Below are 22,036 nucleotides of genomic sequence, written 5' to 3'. Positions count from 1 at the left end.
ATCCCGCGACCACAGGCCCCTGATCAGGTCCGGAAGGCAGCGGCTTTCGCATCAACGCCCGGCTTGCCCCGACAAAACCCGCCACTCACATTCCCTTGGCAATCTGACGCAGCTCGAATTTCTGGATCTTGCCGGTCGATGTCTTGGGCAAGACCTGAAACACCACCGCCTTGGGTGCCTTGAACCCGGCGAGGCGTTCGCGGGCGAAGGCGATGAGATCGGCCTCGGTCGCCTCGACCCCGTCCTTCAACTCGACAAAGGCGCAAGGCACCTCACCCCATTTCTCGTCCGGTTTGGCCACAACGGCGCAGAGCAGAACGGCGGGGTGGCGCATAAGCATCCCCTCCACCTCGACCGAGCTGATATTCTCGCCGCCCGATATGATGATGTCCTTGGCCCGGTCGGCTATCTTGAGATAGCCGTCGGGATGCTGGAACGCGATGTCGCCGGAATGGAACCAGCCGCCGCGAAACGCCTCCTGGGTCGCCTCCGGGTTCTTGAGATAGCCCTTCATCACCGAATTGCCCCGGATCATGATTTCACCAAGGGATTCCCCATCCATCGGCACCTGTTCCATGGTCTCGGGGTCGAGCGCGGTAATCGCCTCCATCATCGGCATGAGGATGCCGGTGCGCGCCTTGATGGCATAGCGGTCGTCATCGGGCAGCGCGTCCCACTCGGCGTTCCACAGGCATTCGGTGACATGGCCATAGGTCTCGGTCAGACCATAGACCTGCGTCACCTGGAAGCCGAGCGGCTCGATCGCGGCAAGCGTGGCGGCGGGGGGCGGCGCCCCGGCGGTGAACACATCGACGATGTGCCCGAAGGTGCGCCGGTCCTCATCCTTGGCATTGACGATCATGTTGAGCACGATGGGCGCGCCGCCGAAATGCGTCACCCCCTCATCGGCGATGGCGTCATAGATGGCGCGGGCGGTGATGTCGCGGCAGCACACCACAGCGCCGCCCAGAACCGGCATGAGCCAGACATGGTTCCAGTTGTTGCAGTGGAAAAGCGGCACGATCGTCAGATAGGTCGGATAGCGCGGCAATTCCCAGCTGACCACCGTACCCATTGTCATCAGATACGCGCCGCGATGGTGATAGACCACGCCCTTGGGCCGTCCCGTGGTGCCGGAGGTATAGTTGAGCGCGAGGCTCTCCCACTCATCCTGGGGCATGATCCAGTCGAAAGCGGGATCGCCGGTGGCAAGGAAATCCTCGTAACACATGTAATCGGAATGGGCATGGACCCCGGCCTCGTCATCGGGAACCTCGATGATCGCGGGGGCGGGGCGCTCCATCACCTCAAGCGCGGCGGCAAGTGTGGGCAGGAACTGCGTGTCGCACAGCACCACGCGCGCCTCTCCGTGATCAAGGATATAGGCGATGGTGTCGGCCTCCAGCCGGGTGTTGATCGCGTTGAGCACCGCGCCCGCCGCCGGCACGCCGAAATGCGCCTCGCAATGGGCGGGGATATTGGGCAGGATCGTGGCCACCACATCGCCCGGCTCGACGCCGATACCCACCAGCGCCGAGGCCAGTTGCGAGCAGCGCGCGTGATATTCCGCATAGGTCTTGCGATGTCCGTGATAAACAATGGCGAGCCGGTCGGGAAACACATGCGCCGCGCGTCGAAGATGCGAAAGCGGCGTGAGCGCAACATGATTGGCCGAGCATTTTTCCAGCCCAGTTTCGTCCTTCATCCAGCCCATCTGTTTTTCCTCCTGTTGCGCGCTCTTGCCATGAGGAATAGACAAATGACCGCCTGAATCAATGCAAACGGTCGAGGCCACGGGCACGAACGGCGTTCCATGCGCGACAAAAAGCAACTTTACCCCTGCCAGCCGGGGGATTATGAGACGACAGTGGCATCGGGGCCGATCCTTTTCGGAATGGTTGCCCCGATCATGAAAGGCCCTGTCATGATCGTCTCTGGAAAGCGCGCCCCCAACTACCTCGCAAGCCGTCTCTACCGGCTTCGCTTTGCGCTCGCGCAGGGGCTCGGGATGCGGATCGAGGTGCGTGAGGGGGATACCTCCTATCGCTTCGACTGCCGCAGCTATACCGAGTTCAAGCGCGCGGTGACGCTGTTCCAGAAAGAAGAAGGCACGATCAAATGGCTTCGGGATACGTTGCGCCCCGGGGACACGTTCTGCGACATCGGCGCGAATGTCGGGCTTTATTCTGTGGTCGCGGGTGGCATCGTCGGCGAGACGGGCCAGGTGCAGTCGTTCGAGCCGCACCCGGCGAATGTGATGAGCCTGATGCAGAACATCCAGATCAACGGTCTGACCGAGCGCGCGAAGGTTTTCTCGGCGGCGCTTGGCGACAGCAACGGGTTTTTCGATTTCAACATCCGCGAGGCGGTCTCGGGCTCGTCCATGAGCCAGCTTGGCCGCACCGTCGACGGCAATGACAAGGCCTTTGTGCCGGTTCTGCGCGAGTGCAAGGCCGCCTTTACCCTCGATCACCTTGTGGCCGAGGGGATCGTGCGCGCGCCCGACGTGATCAAGGTCGACGTGGACGGCAACGAGCTTTTGATTCTTGCGGGCATGGCGCAGGTGCTTGGCTCTGACGCGCCGCCACGCTCGGTTCAGATCGAGGTCAACCACCGCTACGAGGCGGAGCTTGACGCGATCATGCAGGGCCATGGCTATCGGCTGACGGATCGCCACCATACTTTTATCGGCAAGCGCAAGATCGCCAAGGGGGCCGATCCGATGTCCGTCGCCCATAATGCAGTCTACGGGCGCGCCGCCTGACCGATCAACGCCGGAGGGTTCCGAGAATGATGTTCAGCTTCGACACTGCCGAATTCCGCTACGAGCCGTTCCCTATCGCCATCGCGCGGGGCGTGTTTGCGTCCGATCTCTACCGCGAGATGCTCGATACATGGCCCGAGACCGAGCGGTTTCTCTACATGCCCAAGCTGGGGCACAAATATTCGCTCTCCGAGGTGAACAACGCGCGGCAATACCACGATTTCATCAAGTCCTCGCCGGTCTGGTCGCGCTTTCACGCCGAGGTCAAGAGCGAGGCATTCATCCGCAGCGTGGTCGATTTCCTGGCCGCGCGCCATGTCGACCTTGACCTGCAACGCCGGATGGTCGTGACCAACGACTTTGCGCCGCGCATCGGCTTGCGGCTTGGCGAAATGCTGCGCGGTGCAGCGCTTCTGGACCGGCGCAAGGTGCCATTGCGCTCGCGGTTCGAATTCTCGATGATGCCGGGCAATGGCGGCTCCATCCGACCCCATACCGACGCACCCACCAAGCTCATCACCCTTGTCGTGGCGATGGTCGAGCCGGGCGAATGGAAGCCCGAATATGGCGGTGGCACCACGGTGGTCTGGCCCAAGGACAATACGCGCAGCTTCAACGCGCGCAATGCGTTCATGGAGTTCGACGAGGTCGAACGGCTCGACTGTTACGAGTTCGACACCAACCAGTGCCTGATCTTCGTCAAGACCTTCAACTCCTGGCATGCCGTCGAGCCCATCACCGCCCCGCGCCCGGACATGTTCCGCCGCTCGCTGACCATCAATATCGAGATACCCAAGAACTGAGCAGGGCTATTCGACCCGGATCGTGCCCTTGTCGATCGCCAGAACATAGCCGCGCCGGGCAATGTTCTTGATCAGCAATTCGCTGACAAGCTGATTGCCGAGCGCGTCGCGCAGCCGCTTGATGCGCGTGGCGCCGGCCGCCTCCTCGCAATCCTCGGGGCGGCGGCCAGAGATCATGGCCTCTATCTCGGCCCCGCTGAGCACATCGTCGTCAAGCCGCGCCTCGGCCAGAATGCTCAGCGTCTCGATGGCGGCATCGGTCAGGCGGAACGCCATATCGTTGAGATAGACGGTCTTCTCCTCGCGGCTGATATGCAGCGAGGCCACCTGAATGCCTGCGCGCTCGATCTGCGCCATGCGTCTGTTCAGCGCCACCAACATCACCAGAAACACCAGCGAGGCCACGAGCAGAGCGGTGGCGAAGATCAGCAGAACGAACATGACCATCCGGTAACTGACAAGTGTTTCGGAGAAAGCCGTGCCCGAGAGCGCGAGGATTTCCAGCAGTTTGATCTCGCCCTCGCCGGTCAGCGCATCGTTCTCGATGAATATTCTCTCTACCCGCGCATTGAAGGCATTGCCGTCAGGCAGGGTCAGGAACAGGAACACGGCGGCGAGGGCGAGGATAGCGACGATAGCGACGACGCCGATGACCACGACGCGATTGCCGGAACGGCGCATTTCCGCGGCTGTAGCTGTCAGACCGCGCACCGTTTACCTCCTTTGCCGATCACGTCTATTTTTCCTTTTTCGACATGATCTTGAGCAGGGTCAATCCCTGCCGCGCCAGTTGCGCGCGCAAGGCCCCCTCGGCCGCCGAACAGGGCGCGTTGACCGTGGTCACGTTATAGAAAAGCTCGAACGGCTTGTCGCGCTTGGCCTTGTATTCAACCTGGCAAGCAGCTTGTGCCGCCTGCGCGGCAAAGCTGAGGGCAACGGCCGTGAAAAGGGGGCGCATGAGGCGTTTCATGCCCGCAAGATGCGCCATGGCCCACAGCTATTCAATAACCCGTGACGCGAAATGACCCTTAAAAGCGGCGTTATCGGATATCATGGGGGCGTTATTGCCTGTCTTCGCGAGGGTGCCCAGCTTTATCGGGACAGCCCCGCCACAAAGCGGACCGGCGCTGTTCAGGAGACTGCACGCAACCGAAAGGACCACGACATGACACGCAAGCTCATTGCCCTCGTCGCCGCCGCCGCGATTGCCGCAACCGGGTTTTCCGCCGTCCCGGCACAGGCCCGCGATCGCGGCGATACCGCCACCATCGTCACCGGTGCCATTCTGGGGGCCACGCTCGCATCGGATCGAAACAAGAACAGGAAGCATCATGGCCAGGTCTCGCGGGGCCAGTATCGGGGTCACGGCTACTATGCACCGCCGCCTCATGCCCGTGCATACGGCTATCGTGCCCAGCGCAATCACGGCTATCGTTCGCATCGCGGCCTCGCATATCGTCCCTATTACGGCCCGCGTAGCTATGGGTATGCGGGTGGGCGGTCCAGCCATCACCGCAGGTGATCCGAGAGGAACCAGACCATGACCCTTTTCCCCCGTCTAACCGCGACCCTGAGCGCCGTTGCGCTCGCGCTTGGTGTCGCCACCACGACCCCCGCCCCCGCCGCCGCAGGCAACGAAGCAGGCTATCTCATCGGCGGTCTCGTACTTGGCGGGCTGGTCGGGGCAGCCATCGCCAATGACAGCAAGCGCAACCGGAGCGGGCATCATGTCTCGCGCGGGAGCGACTATCGCGGCGACAGCTATCGCGGTCGCCATGACAGGCGCGCGAACCTGCCCACAGCTTGCCGCGTCCATAGCGGGCATCGCTCGGGCTATTCCGGGCGCTGTCTGTCTCGTTATGACTACGGCCATGCCGCGCTGCCCTCGGCCTGCGCGGTGCGCGTGGGCGGCCATCACGGCACGATCTACCGTGACGCCTGCCTCAATCGATATGGCTATTACTGAGATTGGCGCCCTGCCGGGTCCGACCGGCAGGGCAGCGCCTTAATCGAGTTCCCGGCGGCCTGTGTAACGGGCCTCGGTCTCGTAATAGGCATCAAAACCCACCCGTGTCCGCAATTCGGCAAAGGGCATAAGCCCCTCGGGCAGCTGACCCGCCTTGAATGCCTCCAGCGCCTCGGACATGGCGCGCATCGCCGCCGACATCAGGGTAAGCGGCCAGGCGGCGTGATTATAGCCGATCTCGGCCAGAACGGCAGGCGTCAGGACCGGCGTATCGCCACCCTCGACCATGTTGGCCATCTTCCAGCCGGGCAGGTCGGCGCAGACGCGGCGCATCTCCTCCTCATCGCGGGGGGCCTCGACAAAGAGAATGTCGGCCCCGGCCTTGTGGAACGCCTCGGCGCGCCACAGCGCCTCGTCAAGCCCATGGGTATGGCGTGCATCGGTGCGCGCGATGATGAGGATATCGCTTTCCGCCTCGCGGCGCGCATCATCGGCGGCGCGGATACGGTCCACCGCCTCGGCGCGGTCCACCACAAGCTTGCCGCGCGTGTGGCCACAGCGTTTGGGGGCTAGCTGATCTTCGATCATCACAGCCCCCGCGCCCGCCCGCGCATAGCCCGCCACCGTGCGGCGCACGTTCATCGCGTTGCCATAACCGGTATCGCCATCGGCCAGCACCGGCAACGAGGTCGCGGCGCAGATATCGCGCACCGCGTCGCGCATCTCACCATAGGAGATCAGGCCAGCGTCGGGCGCGCCGATCCGGTGCGCCGAGACCGCGAAACCCGACATGAACATCGCGTCGAACCCCGCCTGCTCGATCAGCCGCGCGGAAAGCGCATCGCCACAAGAGGGCGTGACGAGCAACGTCCCCGTCTCAAGCCGTGCCCGCAACCGCGCGCCGGCGCTCAGAGAACTCTTGGAAGCCATAGAACGATATCCTCGAACCAGTAGATGATGAACACGGTCAGGAGCATGATCCCCACAAATGGCGCCGCGCCCCGCGCGACCTCTCCCAGGGTGGCGCGCCCGATGGCCTGAATGACATAGAGATTGAGGCCCACGGGCGGGGTGATCAGCGCGCATTCCACCATCAGCACGAAGAAAATGCCAAACCAGATCGGGTCAATCCCGAGCGCGGCCACCGCCCCCGCCAGCACCGGCATCATGATCAACATCATTGACAGCGCCTCCATGAAAAGGCCCATAAGCAGGAGCGCGCAACCCACCGCCACGATAAAGAGTCCCACCGTATCGACATTGGCGGTGATGAAGCCCGAAACATCCTGCGGAATGCGCCAGAGCGCAATGGCCTTGCCAAAGACCTTGGCCCCCGCCACGATCAGAAGGATCGCCGCCGAGGCACGCATGCTGTCCATGACCGCTGCCTGAAGCCCCTTGAGATCGATCGAGCGAAGCACCACGAATGTCAAGAACAGCGCCCCGATAAAGCCGATGGCCGATGCTTCGGTTGGCGTGAACCAGCCCGCATAGATCCCCGCGATAACCAGCGCCGCCAGCCCCATCGTCGGCAGCGCGCGCAAGCCCGTGCTGCGCCGCTCCTCCCAGCCCGCGCGGGGCATGGTCTGATACTTGGGCGAGAACCGTGCATAGAGCATCGAATAGACGATGAAGAGCGCCATCAGGAGCAGCCCTGGCCCGATCCCGGCCAGAAAAAGCCCCAGGATTGAGGTCTCGGTGATCACCCCGTAGACAATGAGAATGATCGAGGGCGGAATGAGAATCCCGAGCGTGCCCCCCGCCGCCAGCAGCCCGAAGACGAAACTGCGCGGATAGCCGCGTTTGGTCATCTCCGGAATGGCGACCGAGCCGATGGTCCCGGCGGTGGCAACAGACGAGCCGGAAATGGCCGAAAAGAGCCCGCAAGACAGCACCGTCGCCACGGCAAGCCCCCCCGGCCAGTGCCCCACCCATGCCTGCACCGCCGCGAAAAGGTCGCGCCCCACGCCCCCGCGCAAGAGCACGTTGGACATCAGCAGAAAGAGCGGCACGGCGATCAGGATAAAACTGTCGAGCGAGGAAAGCAGCGCCGTGCTCGCCATGCGGGGCGCGAAATCCCCGATGATCAGCAGCGCCATGCCAAGCCCGCCGAGGGCAAAGGCCACCGGCACCCCGACAAGCAGGAGCGCGAAAAGCGCCGCGAGAATAAGGATGACTGTGAGCACGGGCGCTATGCCGGATGAGGGGCGTCAGAGGGCAGCGCCGCGCCCATGACGCAGCGCAGGAATTCGAGCAGGGCCTGAAGCCCCACGAGCGCGAAGGCCAACGGCACCGCCGATTGCGCCCACCAGGCCGGGATATCGAGCATCGAGCCGGAAGTGCGCCCGCGCGCAAGGGAATTGAGCGGCGCATCGACCCCGTGCCAGACCAGCAGCGCGCAGAACACGATCACCACCCCCAGCGCCACAAGCCGTGCCACGCGCTGTGCCCTCTGACCCATCAGCGCCGTCAGCGCGGTCACGCGGATATGCTGGTTGTGTCGCAGAAGGGCGGGCGCAGCCAGAAGCGTCGCGAAAACAAAGATGAGCCGCGACAATTCCTCTGCCCAGATGGTCGGCGCATTGAAGAAATACCGCGCCACCACCTCATAGCCGAGTATCAGGCCCACAGCGAAATAGGCCCAGCCGCAGATCCGGGCCAACCCGTCGGAGACCCGGTCCACAAGAGAGGCGATCGCCTGCATCGCGATCAGAACTGGCTGGCGGCGTCAAGCAGTTGCTGACCGAGCGGCCCGGCCTCCTTGAGCCAGGTTTCGATCACCGGGGCAGAGGCAGCGCGCCAGGCGGCAACCTCTTCGTCGGTTGGGAAATGCACCGTCATGCCGTTGGCCTTGGCTTTCTCGACCGCATCGGCCTCGAACTGGGTCATGTAATCACGCACGGCGGTTTCGGCATTGCGCGCGGCGTTGGTCAGCACCTCGCGCTGCGCATCGGTCAGCCCCTCCCAGACATCCCCGTTGATGATCACGAGAAATTCGATATCGGCGTTGTTGACCAGGGTAATCGTGTCCATCACCTCCCAGAGCTTGCGCGAGACGACGCCCGAAAGCCCGGTCATGCCGATATCGACGGTGCCACGCTGATAGGCAAGAAACTGCTCCGAACCTGAAATCAGCGTCGGCGCGCCGCCCAGTTCCTTGACCCATTCACCAAGCCACTTGCCGAAGACGCGCGCCTTCTGGCCCTTCATGTCCTCGGGGTTCTTGAGCGGCGCGCCCTTGCTGAGAAGCACGTTGCCGCCATAGGCCTGCCACCAGAGCACATGCGAGCCGGTTTCACGGATCGCGTCGTCAAGCGGTTGGCGCACTGATGAGCCGGGGGCGACAGCGGCACGCACCTTTTCCTCGGTATTGAGCACGAAAGGCATGTAGAAGATATCGACCGCCGGAATCTCGCCCACGAAACGGGTGAGCGAGGCCACGCCCATCTCGATCTCGCCAGCGCCGACGGCCTCGGGCACCTCTGCATCCTTGTAAAGCTGCGCGCTGTCGAAGATCTCGATCTTCATGTCGGAGTTCGCTTCGACTTCCTCTTTGAATATCAAGAGGTTCTGGCCAAGATGGCTGGCCATGGGCAATTGCAGGGTGATACGCAGCGTGGTCTCGGCCATGGCGGGCGAGACCGCGAAAAACACCGCCGTAGCGGCACAGGTCAACCGTTTGAATTCGAACATGTGAACCCTCCCAAAGTTCGCTGTTGATCGTCGGGCCGTTGGTCTGGCCCACATGCGACCGCACGTTGGGACAGTTTCCCGCCGCAATCAAGCTTTTCGTGGAATGGGTCCGTTCTCAGAAGTCGAGATTCGAAACGTTGAGCGCGTTATCCTGAATGAACTCGCGTCTGGGTTCGACAACATCGCCCATGAGTTTGGTGAAAAGATCATCGGCCTCGGCCACATCGTCGATCCTGACCTGCAACAGCGTGCGCGCCTCCGGGTCAAGCGTCGTCTCCCAGAGTTGACCGGGGTTCATCTCGCCCAGCCCCTTGTAGCGTTGCAGCGTGAGCCCCTTTTCGCCCTCTTTCAGGATCGCTTCGAACAGGTCGAGCGGGCCATGGATCGCCTGACTGCGGTCCTTGCGGACAAGCGTCGCAGGCTCGGCATAGATCTCGCGAAGCGTTGCGGTCATCTGCGCCATGCGCCGCGCCTCGCCGCCACGCAACACGGGACCATCCAGCGTGCGCATTTCCTCGACCCCGCGCACCATCCGGCTCAGCCGAAGCCCGTGATCCTGCGTCGGGCGGCCCTGCCAGCCGCGTTCGTATTCGTTCGAGATGAGATCGAGCCGCAACGCCACGGTATCGGCCACACCCTGCAAGTCGGCATCGACGCGTCCGGGCAAGAACGCCTCGGCAATCGCCGCCTGTTCAAGGATGTGACGGGGGTAATGCGTCGGGAAGGCATCCAGTATCCGTCGCGCCTGCCGCGCCTCCTCGACCACGCGGACAAGGTCCGGTCCGGCAATTTCCTCACCCGAGCCAAGTCGCAGCGCGGCGTCAGTGGTGCCCTGCGCAATAAGATAATCCTCCAGCGCCGGCTTGTCCTTGAGATAGACCTCCGACTTGCCACGCGCGACCTTGAAAAGCGGCGGCTGCGCGATGTAGAGGTATCCGCCCTCGATCAGCTCGGGCATCTGCCGGTAGAAGAACGTGAGCAGAAGCGTGCGGATATGCGCACCGTCCACATCGGCATCGGTCATCAGAACGATCTTGTGATAGCGCAGTTTCGAGATGTCGAACTCGTCCCGGCCTATCCCCGTCCCGAGCGCCATGACCAGATTGCCGATTTCCTGAGAACCGAGCATCCGGTCAAAACGCGCCCGCTCGACGTTGAGGATCTTGCCCTTGAGTGGCAGGATCGCCTGCGTGCCCCGGTCGCGCCCGGTCTGCGCAGAGCCACCCGCCGAGTCACCCTCGACGATGAAAAGCTCGGTCTTGGAGGGATCCTTGGAGGAACAGTCCTTGAGCTTGCCGGCCAGGAAATTCACATCCATCGGGTTCTTGCGCCGGGTGAGTTCGCGCGCCTTGCGCGCCGCCTCGCGCGCGTGTGCCGCTTCGATGATCTTGCCGACGATGATCTTGGCGATGGCCGGGTTTTCCTCGAACCATTCGGCCAGTTTCTCGCCCACCAGCCCCTCGACGGCGGGGCGCACCTCGGAGCTGACCAGCTTGTCCTTGGTCTGGGACGAGAATTTCGGATCGGGCACCTTGACCGAGAGCACACAGGTCAGCCCCTCGCGCGCATCATCGCCGGTAAAGCTGACCTTTTCCTTTTTGGCGATGCCGGTGGTCTGCGCGTAATTGTTGATGGTGCGCGTGAGCGCGCCGCGAAACGCCGCCAGATGGGTGCCGCCATCGCGCTGCGGGATGTTGTTGGTAAAGGGCAGCACCGTCTCGTGATAGCTGTCGTTCCACCACATCGCCACTTCGATGCCGATCTCGTCACGCTCGCCGGTGATGAAGATCGGCTCGGGCATGGCAGGGGATTTGTGCCGGTCAAGGTATTTGACAAATTCCTTGACCCCGCCCTCGTAGAACAGCTCGGATGTCAGCGGCTCTGCCGGGCGCTCATCGCGCAGGATGATGCGCACGCCGGAATTGAGAAACGCCAGTTCGCGCAGGCGCTTTTCGAGCGTCTCGAAGCTGTATTCGAGATTGGAAAACGTCTCGAGCGAGGCGAGAAAGCGCACCTCGGTGCCCTTGCGCCCGTTCGCGTCACCCACAACGCGCAGCGGCTCCACGGTAAATCCGCCCTCGAAGCGGGCGTAATGTTCCTTGCCGCCTCGCCAGATGCGCAACTCCAGCCATTCCGACAATGCGTTGACCACAGAGACGCCAACCCCGTGCAGACCCCCCGAGACCTTGTAGGAATTGCTGTCGAATTTGCCGCCTGCGTGCAGTTGGGTCATGATGACCTCTGCCGCCGAGACACCTTCGCCCTCGTGGATATCCACGGGGATGCCGCGGCCATTGTCGCTGACCGAAACCGAGGAATCGACATGGATGGTGACGTTCACGGCATCGGCATGACCGGCCAGGGCCTCGTCAATGCCGTTGTCCACCACCTCATAGACCATATGGTGCAGGCCAGAACCATCGTCGGTATCGCCGATATACATGCCAGGGCGCTTGCGGACAGCCTCCAACCCCTTGAGAACCTTGATGGAATCGGCGCCATATTCCTCGGGCGCGCGGGCGGGTTCGGACATGCGGATTTTCCTTCGATTTTTGTGACGCTTATACGAAGTCTGGGGGGGAATGTCACGGCCCTCCCCCATATTTTGCGGCGCTTTCGTGCTCAGGTGAAGGGGATCACAAGGCCCACGAGAATGAGAAGCCCGCCAGAGGCCATGTTCATCCGGCGAATGGCCTTTGGACTCTGCAAAAGCCTGCGCGCCCGGTCCAGAAACAGCGCAAGCGCGAGGTTCCCCAGCATCGGCACGACGGCCGAAACCGCGAGAATGGCGGCGATGTCGGGCACCGTCACCGAGGACAGATCGAAGAACCCCGGCAGGAAGCCCATGTAGAAGAGGATCGCCTTGGGGTTGCCGATCACCGCCGCGACGCCCACGGAAAACCCGGCCCAGAGACCGGGTCGCGTCATGCGGCTGTCGGCACCGGGCACCCGCGCCGGAGCGCGGAGGAGCAAGAGGCCCATGCCGATGAACACCCCCGCCGCAATCCAGTGCAGAATTTCCAGCGCACCGCCATAGACCGACAAGACCCAGGCAAGGCCAAGGATTGCGCAAAGCGGCCAGATCAGATCACCAAGCGCGACCCCTACCGCCAGCGGCCAGGCCCCGCGCATCCCGCCCGAGAGCGCGCGCGCCGTCAACGCCACCCAGACCGGCCCCGGCACCGCCCAAAGCCCCGCCATCGCCGCCGCGTAGAGCGCCAGTTGATAGGTCGTGACGGTCATTCGTTTTCCTTGATGACACGGCTCAGACCGCCGCTCTCGGTCACTTTCACATGCTGCGCCCGCGCCCCAAGTTCCGCGAACAATTCCGGCCCCGTGCCGGTCATCCACGCCTGAGCGCCCAGCGCGCAGATTTCGTCATAGAGCGCGGCGCGGCGGGTGGCGTCAAGATGCGCCGCCACCTCGTCGAGCAAAAGGATCGGCGGCGCACCGAAATCGCGGGCAAGCGCGCGGGCATTGGCAAGAATAAGCGACACCAGAAGCGCCTTCTGCTCGCCCGTGGAACAGTCAGCGGCAGGCACCCCTTTGGCGGCATAGACCGCATAGAGATCGGCGCGGTGCGGCCCGACCAGCGTGCGCCCGGCGGCCAGATCGCGGAACCGGCTCTCGGCCAGCACTTCGCGCAGATCGTGGGCACCCTCGGGCATCGCGCCCTCGGTCTGGGTCAGTTCCAGTTCGGCGGTGGGAAAGGCCGTCTCGGCCTGCATCTGCGCGCCGGTGATGAGCGCAAGCGCACGCTGCCGGTTGGCGTGGATATCCGCGCCGCTCTCGGCCATCTGTCGCTCCAGCGCCAGATACCAATGGGCATCGCGCACCTGATCCTTCAGCAGGCGGTTGCGCTCGCGCATGGCCTTTTCATAGGCCAGCACGGCATCGGCATGGGCAGGCAGGAAACTCATGGTCATACGGTCTAGAAACCGCCTGCGCCCGTCGGCCCCCTCGATCCAGAGCCGGTCCATCATCGGGACAAGCCAGAGCACGCGGGCGATGCGCCCAAGCGCAAGCTGGCTTGCGGCCTTGTCGTCGATCCTCACCTGCCGCGCCGCGCCATCCCCGGACCAGATCGCAACCTCATGAACGCAGTGGCGCGACTGCAAAACCCCGGAGATCTTCCAGCCCAGAGCCTCGGGCCGCCGCGCCATCTCCTGCGCCGCAGCCCGCCGCAGCCCGCGGCCGGGCGACAGGAGCGACACTGCCTCGATGAGATTGGTCTTGCCTGCCCCGTTCGGCCCATGGATCGCCACCGGCCGCGCATCAAGCACCAGCCGCGCCGCCTTGTGCGAGCGGAAATGCGAGAGCGCCAGCTCTGACAGGTAAAGGCCGGGCATGCGCGGCCCTTTCATCGTTCGCAAAATACTCCCGCCGGAGGCATCCGACAGAGGTTACACGCGCATCGGCATGACCACATAGACCGCCGTCGTGTCATTGCCCTCGCGCATCAGCGTCGGATCGCCGGAAGAGTTGAACAGGAACACCGCGTTCTCACGATCCACCTGGCTGGCGATTTCCAGCAGGTATTTGGCGTTGAAGCCGATTTCCAGCCGCTCGTCGCCATAGGCCACGGCCAGTTCCTCCTCGGCCGCACCGCTGTCAGGGGCATTGACCGAGAGCACCAGCCGATCTTCGTCAAGCGACAGCTTGACCGCGCGCGAGCGCTCTGAACTGACAGTGGCCACCCGATCCACCGCCTGGGCGAATTCGGCGGCGTCCACTTCCAGACGGCGGGAATTACCTGTGGGGATAACGCGGGTGTAATCGGGAAATGTGCCGTCGATCACCTTGGAAGTCAGCGTGATATCGGGCGTCGCAAAGCGCACCTTGGTTTCCGAGACCGACACAGCGATCTTCATGTCGTCATCTTCCAGAAGCTTGCGCAATTCACCCACGGTCTTGCGGGGCACGATCACACCGGGCATGTCCGCTGCCCCCTCGGGCAGGTCGGCGTCGATCCGGGCCAGACGGTGGCCGTCGGTCGCCACGCAACGCAGCACCTTGCCGCCATCGGCCTCTGAGACATGCATATAGACGCCGTTGAGGTAATAGCGCGTCTCCTCCGTGGAAATGGCGAATTTCGACTTGTCGAAAAGCCGCCTCAGCACCGGCGCGGGGGCCGAGAAATTCGAGGCGTATTCCGACGACGCCATGACCGGGAAATCCTCCTTCGGCAGCGTCGCAAGGTTGAAATTCGAGCGCCCCGCCTGCACCGTCAGCCGACCCGAGGCGCCGTCCTCGGCAATGCTCACCAGCGCGCCATCTGGCAGCTTGCGCACGATCTCGTGCAGCATCACCGCTGAAACCGTGGTCGCGCCCGCCCGCTCGACCTGTGCCGGCGCCTTGTCCACGATCTCGATATCAAGATCGGTGGCACGGAACTGCACGCGGTCGCCCTCGGCCTCGATCAGCACATTGGCGAGGATCGGGATGGTATTGCGCCGCTCGACCACGGATTGCGCCTGCGCGACCGCCTTGAGCAATGTGCCCCGTTCGATGCTGAATTTCATGCCCTCGCTCCTGTCAGGTGCCGGTCTTGCGCCGGGAGGGGCACGTTAGCCAATTCCCCCGCCGGCTCAAGTGTTTTCTGGACTTTTCAGCGGGATCAGGCAGCGCGTCAAGGGCTGGCGCGCGGCTCAGCCCTCGAGAGCACGGCGCAAAAGCTCCAGATCGTCGGCAATCTCGGCATCATGGGCGCGCAACTCCTCGATGCGCCGCACGCCGTGCATGACCGTGGTATGATCCCGCCCACCAAAGCTGCGCCCGATCTCGGGCAGCGAGCGTGAGGTCAGCGTCTTGCACAGATACATCGCCACCTGGCGCGGACGCGCATAGCAGCGCGTGCGTTTCGGACCGATCATATCGGAGAGGCGGATATTGTAGTGATCGGCCACCTTGCGCTTGATCTCCTCGACCGAGACCTTGCGCTCGAAGCTGCGCAGCATGTCGGCAAGGCAATCCTGCGTCAGATCCTGCGTGATCGGCTTGCCCACCAGAGAGGCAAAGGCGAAAAGACGTGTGAGCGCGCCTTCGAGAACGCGCACATTGGTGTTGATCCGATGCGCGAGAAACTCCAGAACGCCCGGCTCGATCACAAGATCGGGATGTTGCTCGCGATGGCGTTCGACCCGGGTCTGAAGAATGCCGAGGCGCAATTCGTAATCGGTCGGGTGCAGATCAACCACGAGGCCGCATTGCAGCCGCGACTTGATCCGGTCCTCCAGCTTGGCGATTTCTCCGGGCGCGCAATCGGCGGAAATCACGATCTGCTTGTTCTGGTCCACCAGCGCGTTGAACGTGTGAAAGAATTCTTCCTGTGTGCTGTCCTTGCCGGCGATGAACTGCACGTCGTCGACCATCAGCACATCGACCGAGCGGAACATCTGCTTGAAATCCATGATCTTGCGATCACGCAGCGCCTGCACGAAGCGATACATGAACTGTTCCGCCGAAAGGTAGAGGACATTCAGAGCGGGGTGTTTTTCGGTCAATTCCCAGGCGATGGCATGCATGAGATGCGTCTTGCCAAGACCGACGCCACCATAGAGGAAAAGCGGGTTGAACGTGGTCTCGCCGCCTTCGGCCACACGCCGCGCGGCGGCATGGGCAAGGTGGTTGGGCTTGCCGACGACGAAGGAATCGAAACGAAACCGATCGTCCAGCGGGGCGGATTGCAGCGGGGTATCGGGACGCACCGGTTCGGCGGCGGGGGCGGTCTGTCGGGGCCGGACCACCGAATTGGCCGCGACACGGAAATCCAGCTTGCGCACCTGGGGATCGAGGCGGGAAATCTGATACAGGATCAGATCGCCATAATGCTGCGAGACATAGTTACCCAGAAAATTGGTCGGCACGGCAAAGGTCGCCACGCCATCCGCGACTTTGGAAAACTCAAGCGGCTCGATCCAGTTTCGAAAGTTGTTCTGTCCAACCGTTTGCCGGATCTGTTGTTTCAATTCGCCCCATTGTTCCAATGTCATCTGTCCCATTCCGCTGCTCTGTTATGCCACCCGCGACACGGGTCACGGACGCAGTTCCCATTCGGGCGGTTCACGGATAGGGGCACAGCTCGTCCATGCCGTTGACATTCTGCCAACAGCAAGCACCAGTTACCCTCACAGTCCTTTCAGGGCGAACCTCCGGTGCGGACCATCCCTTGGACCGCACGAGAATTTCACCTGAAATACATTCGGACAAGGCCAGAGCAGTAATGCCCATGGTCACGCAAGGGCACCGTTGCGGGTTCCCTATGCGTTTCGACCTGTCCCCCCAAGCGTGAATCGCGTGCTTGAAACTAGCAACCTTGGGCGCGTTACGACAACTCATCAATGCGCTTGACAGGGGCGGTGACAGAAAAGAATCTCTCGCTTGTGCAGCGATACAGCCATTAAAAAAGGCACCGCGCGGCGCCGGTGCCTTTTGAGTCAAGGGGTTGATGCCGGATCAGCCGAGCGCCTTCACCCGCGCGGCCAGGCGCGACATCTTGCGGGCAGCGGTGTTCTTGTGGAACACGCCCTTGGTGACGCCGCGCATCAGTTCAGGCTGTGCTGCGCGCAGGGCGGCGCCAGCGGCCTCCTTGTCGCCCGAAGCGATGGCCTCTTCGATCTTGCGCAGGAAGGTGCGGATGCGCGAACGACGCGCCTTGTTCACGGCATAGCGCTTTTCGCTCTGGCGGGCGCGCTTTTCGGACTGGGGCGTATTGGCCATGGGTGTCGAGCCTTTCTCGGATCTGTATATGCGTTTCGCACGGATACCGACCCTGCCCCGTCACCGGGGCGTCAGCTCTTGCCTGTAAAGCGGGCATCACGCGCATGTCTGCCGCGCCGTATAGCCGAGTCGCCGGGAAATGCAAGCCCTGGGCGTCACTCTCCCAGCTTCGCGTGAATCTCATCAAGGTCGATCTCGCCCACGGGCATCTTGTTGGCAGGGTTTTCGAAATCGTACTTGAACAACTCGAAATCGCGCTTGTAAATCTCATAGACCAGATGCATCGACAGATCGTCGAAATAATCCTCGACGGGATGCGCGCGCTTCGGCCCGTGCCCCTCGGATTCGTTGAAGCGCGGAATTTTCTTCAGATCGACTTTGTGGCGGGTGTCGATGGCGTTGAGCACCTTGCCCATGCCCTCGTTGAATCTCTCGGTCCAGAAAATCGTGTCGTAGCGCCCACCATTGACGATGAAGGTCGAGACATGACCCGACATCGCCGACCAGTGGATGTCGGGCTCCATCGGGCGCTTCCAGCGGATCGTGTCTCGGGCAAACAGCAGAAAGCGGCGAAAGCTGCGGATCTGGTCGAACTCGTCCTTGCCGTCCTCGCCGCCCACCTCGATGCCGTATTTCTGAATCAACATCGGCACCAGCTTGCCGCGATAGCGTTTACCGTTGCGCTGGATGCCGCAGATCTTGTCGAAGAAGGACGACAGAATCCGCGTGTAGGGGTTGCGCACGCAGGTGAAGGCATGGCTGCTGTGGGCGCGCACATTGGCCGCGATCACCTTCTGGCTGTGCTCGATGGCCCATTTGTGCATCCCCGACGTGGCATCATGGATGTCGCCATCGAAGAATGCGCCATGGTCAGAGTAATACATGATCTGCCCGATGGTCGAGCAGGCACATTTGGGCACTACGCGGTAAACCACGCTTTCGCTCTCCGTCATCCAAGTTCCGGGAAAGCCCATGCCCTGCCTCCGATCCCTCATGCCCGCATTTTTCGGGCTTTTCCTTGTCTAAACCGTTCAGATAATCAAAGAAAGCGTGTTTATTCAGGCGGTGTTCACCGTTAAGCATGTAAACAATCATCCAGCAAACAGGTAAACCGTTTCCCGCATGGCCAAGATCGCCTTCATCCTGCTCTGCCACAAGGACCCAGAGGCCATCGTGCGGCAAGCGCGGATGCTGACAGCGGCGGGGGATTACATCGCCATCCATTTCGATGCCAGCGCCAGCTCTGAAGGATTCGCGCAGATCCGCGAGGGATTGGCTGACGATCCCAACGTGGTTTTCGCAAGCAAGCGAATCAGATGCGGATGGGGGGAATGGTCGCTGGTGCAGGCCACCCTGCACGCGGTCGAGGCGGCGCTCGACGCCTTTCCGCGCGCCACGCATTTCTACATGCTCTCGGGCGATTGCGCACCGATCAAGTCGGCCCGCTTTGCCCATGCGTTTCTCGACAATCGCGATGTCGATTACATCGAGAGCTTCGACTATTTCGAAAGCGACTGGATCAAGACCGGCATGAAGGTAGAGCGGCTGATCTACCGTCACTTCTTTAACGAACGCACCCAGAGAAGGCGCTTCTACACCGCCTTCGAACTGCAAAAGCGTCTTCGCCTGACCCGTTCCATTCCCCGTGACATCCAGGTGCAGATCGGCAGCCAGTGGTGGTGCCTACGCCGCCGCACGGTCGAATGGATCGTGGATTTCACCCGCAAGCGTCGCGACGTGATGCGGTTCTTTCGCACCACATGGATCCCCGACGAGACCTTCTTTCAGACGCTGGTGCGCCATCTGGTCCCCGAGATCGAGATCGAGACGCGCACGCTCACCTTCCTGATGTTCACCGATTACGGAATGCCGGTGACGTTCTATAACGATCACTACGACATGCTGCTCAATCAGGATTATCTGTTCGCGCGCAAGATCAGCCCCGAGGCGCTGGACCTCAAACGCCGGCTTGGCGCGCTCTACAACAACGAGGATGCAGCGTTCAACATCTCGAACGAGGGGCGAAGCCTGTTCAAGTTCCTTGCCGCGCGCGGGCGCGAGGGGCGCCGCTTTGCCCGCCGTTTCTGGGAAGCCGAGAGCACGCTAGGCCGCGAGCGCGAGCTGATGATCGTGGTGTGCAAGAAATGGCATGTGGCCAAGCGGCTACTGGCGCGCATCCGGCAGGTGACGAACCTGCCCGCCATCGAATACCTCTTCAACGAGGAAACGACCAAGCTGCCTGATCTCGGCGGGCTTCAGGCGACGCTGGCCAAGCGCACCCGCCACAGGCGGGCGATCATGCGGATGCTGTTCGATTACTACGGGACCGACCGCCTCATCGTCTGTATGGACCCCGGCAACATGGACCTGCTCAGGGATTTCTGCAACGACCGGGCGCGGACAAGGTTGCTCGAAGTTCAGTGCAACTTCACCGACGACTATCTCATCGGCCATGCCAGGCGCGTCGGGCTGGCGGGCGAACAGACCCCTCGGGAAACGCTCGCGCGGCTCCTCCCCACGATCCGGGGCGACATCACCCATGAATGCGACCGCATCCGCGATGCCGAGTTCGATAACCACCTGATCCTGCGCGAGAGCGACGGGCGTGACCAACACCCCGATCTTCTGGCGCGGTTCCTTGATATTCCGCGAGAAAAGGCGCAGGAAATCGCGCAACTCGACCATCTCTTTGCCGATTGAGGAGCGACCATGCCCTACAGCTATGACGACCAGAACATCTTTGCCAAAATCCTGCGCGGAGAGATTCCCAACAAGACCGTTCTGGAAACCGCGCACACGCTGGCTTTCGAGGATATCCAGCCGCAGGCGCCGGTGCATGTGCTGGTGATCCCGAAAGGGCCTTACGTTTGCTACGACCACTTCGCGCAAGAGGCGAGCGAGGCCGAGATCGTCGATTTCACCCGCGCCGTTGGCGAAGTCTGCCGCCTCACCGGTGTGCAGCCGGGCGAGGGCGGCGAGGGCTTTCGAGCCATAGCCAATACCGGCGCGCATGGCGTGCAGGAGGTGCCGCATTTCCATCTGCACATCCTGGGCGGGCGCGTTCTGGGACGGATGGTGGGGCGCGCGCAGGGCTGAGCGCCTGCTTGCAGGCACAAGGAACCGCGCCCATATGAGGCGCGGTCACAGCAGGGGCAGGACATGACATTTCGCAACCGCGTCGGCGCGTTTCTCGACACGACGCTTTTCCAGAACACAATTCTCGGAATCATCCTTTTCAACGCGGTGATTCTGGGCATGGAGACATCCGCCCCGATCATGGACCGTGCAGGCGGGGTAATCGTCGCACTGGACAAGTTCTGCCTGTCGGTCTTTGTCGTCGAAATCGTGGCCAAGCTCTACGCGCGGGGCATCTTGGGGTTCTTCAGGCGCGGCTGGAACATCTTCGATTTCGTGATCGTCGGCATATCGCTTGTACCCGCAACGCAGGGCCTCTCGGTGCTGCGCGCGTTGCGCATCCTGCGGCTGTTGCGCGTGGTCTCGGTCGCACCCTCGCTGCGCCGCGTGGTCGAGGGGCTGGTCAGCGCGCTGCCGGGAATGGGGTCTGTGTTCCTCTTGATGGGGATGATCTTCTATATCGGCGCGGTGATGGCGACCAAGCTCTTCGGCGCGGTCTTCCCAGACTGGTTCGGCGATCTGGGACGCTCGGCCTATTCACTTTTCCAGATCATGACGCTGGAATCGTGGTCCATGGGCATTGTGCGCCCGGTGATGGAGGTGTTTCCTTTTGCCTGGGCCTTCTTTGTCCCCTTCATCATGGTCACCACCTTCGCGGTTGTGAACCTTCTGGTGGGCCTCATCGTCAACTCGATGCAGGACGCCCATCATGCCGAGGATACCGCCAAGACCGACAGTTATCGCGACGAGGTCCTGGCGCGGCTTGCGCATCTGGAAGCACTGATCCGTGAGGGAAATACCGGCTCGGATCGCCGCCCCTGACGCTTGCGCATGGTGGCCATGCGCGCTAACTCGCCTTGACAGTATCGGGGTAAGACACATGAGCGATCTGCGCGAGACCTATCTGAAAGCGATTGCCGGGGCGGGCGACGAGGCCACGCTCGAGGCGCTGCGCGTGCAGGCACTTGGCAAGAAGGGCGAGATCAGCCTTGCCATGCGCGAACTGGGCCGGATGAGCGCGGAGGAACGGCAGGAGGCCGGGCCGCGCCTCAACGCGCTCAAGGACGAGATCAATTCGGCGCTCGCCGCGAAAAAGCAGGGGCTGGCCGATGCCGCCCTTGATGAGCGGCTGCGGGGCGAATGGCTGGATGTGACGCTACCCGCGCGCCCGCGCCGTCAGGGCACGATCCACCCCGTCAGCCAGGTGACCGAGGAGGTCACGGCGATCTTTGCGGATATGGGCTTTGCCGTGGCCGAGGGGCCGCAGATCGAATCTGACTGGTATAATTTCGACGCGCTTAACATCCCCGGCCACCACCCGGCGCGCGCCGAGATGGACACGTTCTATACCCATCGGGCCGACGGCGACGACCGCCCGCCCCATGTTCTGCGCACCCATACCAGCCCGGTGCAGATCCGGGCCATGCAGATGCAGGGCGCGCCGATCCGGGTGATCGCGCCGGGCCGCGTCTATCGTGCGGATTATGACCAGACCCACACGCCGATGTTCCATCAGGTCGAGGGGCTGGCGATCGACCGCGACATCTCCATGGCCAACCTGAAGTGGGTGCTGGAGGAGTTCGTGAAGGCGTTCTTCGAAGTCGATGCCGTCGACCTGCGCTTTCGCGCCTCGCATTTTCCGTTCACCGAACCGTCGGCAGAGGTGGATATCCGCTGTTCGTGGGAGGGCGGCACGCTCAAGGTGGGAGAAGGCGATGACTGGCTCGAAATCCTCGGGTCGGGCATGGTGCATCCCCATGTGCTCCGGGCGGGCGGGATCGACCCCGAGCAATGGCAGGGCTTTGCCTTCGGCATGGGGATCGACCGGATCGCCATGCTGAAATACGGCATCCCCGATCTGCGGGCGTTTTTCGATTCAGACCTGCGCTGGCTGCGGCATTACGGCTTTAGCGCGCTCGATCAGCCGACGTTGCATGGCGGGTTGTCGCGGTAGGG

At 62.6% G+C, this 22,036-nt stretch carries 22 protein-coding genes; 8 read left to right on the top strand and 14 right to left on the bottom strand.

Annotation, left to right across the window (positions count from 1 at the left end; translation table 11 throughout):
• Positions 1-85 precede the first annotated feature (85 nt).
• On the bottom strand, positions 86-1,714 hold the full coding sequence (locus tag KAK09_RS08580; protein ID WP_210878510.1) for an AMP-binding protein: 1,629 nt from the start codon (positions 1,712-1,714) through the stop codon (positions 86-88).
• A 99-nt stretch (positions 1,715-1,813) separates the two neighbouring features.
• On the opposite strand from KAK09_RS08580, the gene KAK09_RS08575 reads away from it, so the two are divergent.
• On the top strand, positions 1,814-2,764 hold the full coding sequence (locus tag KAK09_RS08575) for an FkbM family methyltransferase (RefSeq protein WP_210878509.1): 951 nt from the start codon (positions 1,814-1,816) through the stop codon (positions 2,762-2,764).
• Positions 2,765-2,790: 26 nt separating this feature from the next.
• The gene (locus tag KAK09_RS08570) at positions 2,791-3,567 is read left to right on the top strand and encodes a 2OG-Fe(II) oxygenase (RefSeq protein WP_210878508.1); all 777 of its coding nucleotides are present in this window, start codon (positions 2,791-2,793) and stop codon (positions 3,565-3,567) included.
• A gap of 6 nt (positions 3,568-3,573) precedes the next feature.
• Here the strand turns inward: KAK09_RS08570 and KAK09_RS08565 are convergent, their stop codons facing one another.
• Positions 3,574-4,248, bottom strand: coding sequence for a winged helix-turn-helix domain-containing protein (locus KAK09_RS08565; RefSeq protein ID WP_210878537.1), 675 nt, complete (start codon positions 4,246-4,248; stop codon positions 3,574-3,576).
• Between the two features lie 55 nt (positions 4,249-4,303).
• Positions 4,304-4,525 carry a hypothetical protein gene (locus KAK09_RS08560; protein WP_247651130.1) on the bottom strand — a complete coding sequence of 74 codons (222 nt, stop codon included), beginning with the start codon at positions 4,523-4,525 and terminating at the stop codon, positions 4,304-4,306.
• A 207-nt stretch (positions 4,526-4,732) separates the two neighbouring features.
• Here KAK09_RS08560 and KAK09_RS08555 point away from each other — a divergent pair, with 207 nt between their 5' ends.
• The gene (locus tag KAK09_RS08555) at positions 4,733-5,089 is read left to right on the top strand and encodes a hypothetical protein (protein ID WP_210878507.1); all 357 of its coding nucleotides are present in this window, start codon (positions 4,733-4,735) and stop codon (positions 5,087-5,089) included.
• Positions 5,090-5,107: 18 nt separating this feature from the next.
• Positions 5,108-5,533, top strand: coding sequence for a hypothetical protein (locus KAK09_RS08550; RefSeq protein WP_210878506.1), 426 nt, complete (start codon positions 5,108-5,110; stop codon positions 5,531-5,533).
• 39 nt (positions 5,534-5,572) lie between these two features.
• Here KAK09_RS08550 and KAK09_RS08545 read toward each other — a convergent pair whose 3' ends face one another.
• The 11 genes from KAK09_RS08545 to KAK09_RS08495 form a co-directional block, all read right to left on the bottom strand.
• The gene (locus tag KAK09_RS08545; protein WP_210878505.1) at positions 5,573-6,463 is read right to left on the bottom strand and encodes an isocitrate lyase/PEP mutase family protein; all 891 of its coding nucleotides are present in this window, start codon (positions 6,461-6,463) and stop codon (positions 5,573-5,575) included.
• Positions 6,442-7,719: a TRAP transporter large permease gene (locus KAK09_RS08540; RefSeq protein WP_210878504.1), complete on the bottom strand. Its 1,278-nt coding sequence runs from the start codon at positions 7,717-7,719 to the stop codon at positions 6,442-6,444. The genes KAK09_RS08545 and KAK09_RS08540 overlap by 22 nt, the downstream gene beginning before the upstream one ends.
• 5 nt (positions 7,720-7,724) lie before the next feature.
• Positions 7,725-8,237 (bottom strand): TRAP transporter small permease subunit, encoded by a 513-nt coding sequence (locus KAK09_RS08535; RefSeq protein WP_210878503.1) that lies wholly within the window; start codon positions 8,235-8,237, stop codon positions 7,725-7,727.
• A 5-nt stretch (positions 8,238-8,242) separates the two neighbouring features.
• On the bottom strand, positions 8,243-9,226 hold the full coding sequence (dctP, locus tag KAK09_RS08530) for a TRAP transporter substrate-binding protein DctP (protein WP_210878502.1): 984 nt from the start codon (positions 9,224-9,226) through the stop codon (positions 8,243-8,245).
• Between the two features lie 115 nt (positions 9,227-9,341).
• Positions 9,342-11,759 (bottom strand): DNA topoisomerase (ATP-hydrolyzing) subunit B, encoded by a 2,418-nt coding sequence (gyrB, locus tag KAK09_RS08525; protein WP_210878501.1) that lies wholly within the window; start codon positions 11,757-11,759, stop codon positions 9,342-9,344.
• Between the two features lie 89 nt (positions 11,760-11,848).
• Entirely contained in the window at positions 11,849-12,469 is a 621-nt protein-coding gene (locus KAK09_RS08520) for a LysE family translocator (RefSeq protein ID WP_210878500.1), read from the bottom strand.
• Positions 12,466-13,575, bottom strand: a complete 1,110-nt coding sequence (gene recF, locus KAK09_RS08515) for a DNA replication/repair protein RecF (protein ID WP_210878499.1) — start codon at positions 13,573-13,575, stop codon at positions 12,466-12,468. The genes KAK09_RS08520 and recF overlap by 4 nt, the downstream gene beginning before the upstream one ends.
• A 54-nt stretch (positions 13,576-13,629) precedes the next feature.
• A complete protein-coding gene (gene dnaN, locus KAK09_RS08510) occupies positions 13,630-14,748 on the bottom strand; it encodes a DNA polymerase III subunit beta (protein WP_210878498.1) in 1,119 nt (372 codons plus the stop codon).
• A 126-nt stretch (positions 14,749-14,874) separates the two neighbouring features.
• A complete protein-coding gene (dnaA, locus tag KAK09_RS08505) occupies positions 14,875-16,218 on the bottom strand; it encodes a chromosomal replication initiator protein DnaA (protein ID WP_210878535.1) in 1,344 nt (447 codons plus the stop codon).
• A 463-nt stretch (positions 16,219-16,681) separates the two neighbouring features.
• The gene (gene rpsT / locus KAK09_RS08500) at positions 16,682-16,945 is read right to left on the bottom strand and encodes a 30S ribosomal protein S20 (protein ID WP_210878497.1); all 264 of its coding nucleotides are present in this window, start codon (positions 16,943-16,945) and stop codon (positions 16,682-16,684) included.
• A gap of 155 nt (positions 16,946-17,100) precedes the next feature.
• Entirely contained in the window at positions 17,101-17,919 is an 819-nt protein-coding gene (locus KAK09_RS08495) for a sulfotransferase family protein (RefSeq protein WP_210878534.1), read from the bottom strand.
• A 148-nt stretch (positions 17,920-18,067) separates the two neighbouring features.
• On the opposite strand from KAK09_RS08495, the gene KAK09_RS08490 reads away from it, so the two are divergent.
• The 4 genes from KAK09_RS08490 (at position 18,068) to pheS (ending at position 22,034) form a co-directional block, all read left to right on the top strand.
• On the top strand, positions 18,068-19,645 hold the full coding sequence (locus KAK09_RS08490; RefSeq protein ID WP_210878496.1) for a DUF5928 domain-containing protein: 1,578 nt from the start codon (positions 18,068-18,070) through the stop codon (positions 19,643-19,645).
• A gap of 9 nt (positions 19,646-19,654) precedes the next feature.
• The gene (locus tag KAK09_RS08485; protein WP_210878495.1) at positions 19,655-20,041 is read left to right on the top strand and encodes an HIT domain-containing protein; all 387 of its coding nucleotides are present in this window, start codon (positions 19,655-19,657) and stop codon (positions 20,039-20,041) included.
• Between the two features lie 63 nt (positions 20,042-20,104).
• Positions 20,105-20,902: an ion transporter gene (locus KAK09_RS08480; RefSeq protein WP_210878494.1), complete on the top strand. Its 798-nt coding sequence runs from the start codon at positions 20,105-20,107 to the stop codon at positions 20,900-20,902.
• A 58-nt stretch (positions 20,903-20,960) separates the two neighbouring features.
• Positions 20,961-22,034, top strand: a complete 1,074-nt coding sequence (gene pheS, locus KAK09_RS08475) for a phenylalanine--tRNA ligase subunit alpha (RefSeq protein ID WP_210878493.1) — start codon at positions 20,961-20,963, stop codon at positions 22,032-22,034.
• Positions 22,035-22,036: the final 2 nt, after the last annotated feature.

The organism is Roseovarius autotrophicus, assembly GCF_018069895.1.
GTDB lineage: Bacteria > Pseudomonadota > Alphaproteobacteria > Rhodobacterales > Rhodobacteraceae > Roseovarius > Roseovarius autotrophicus.
Note: the sequence above shows the minus strand (reverse complement) of the source record. Positions and strands in the feature narration are given on the sequence as shown.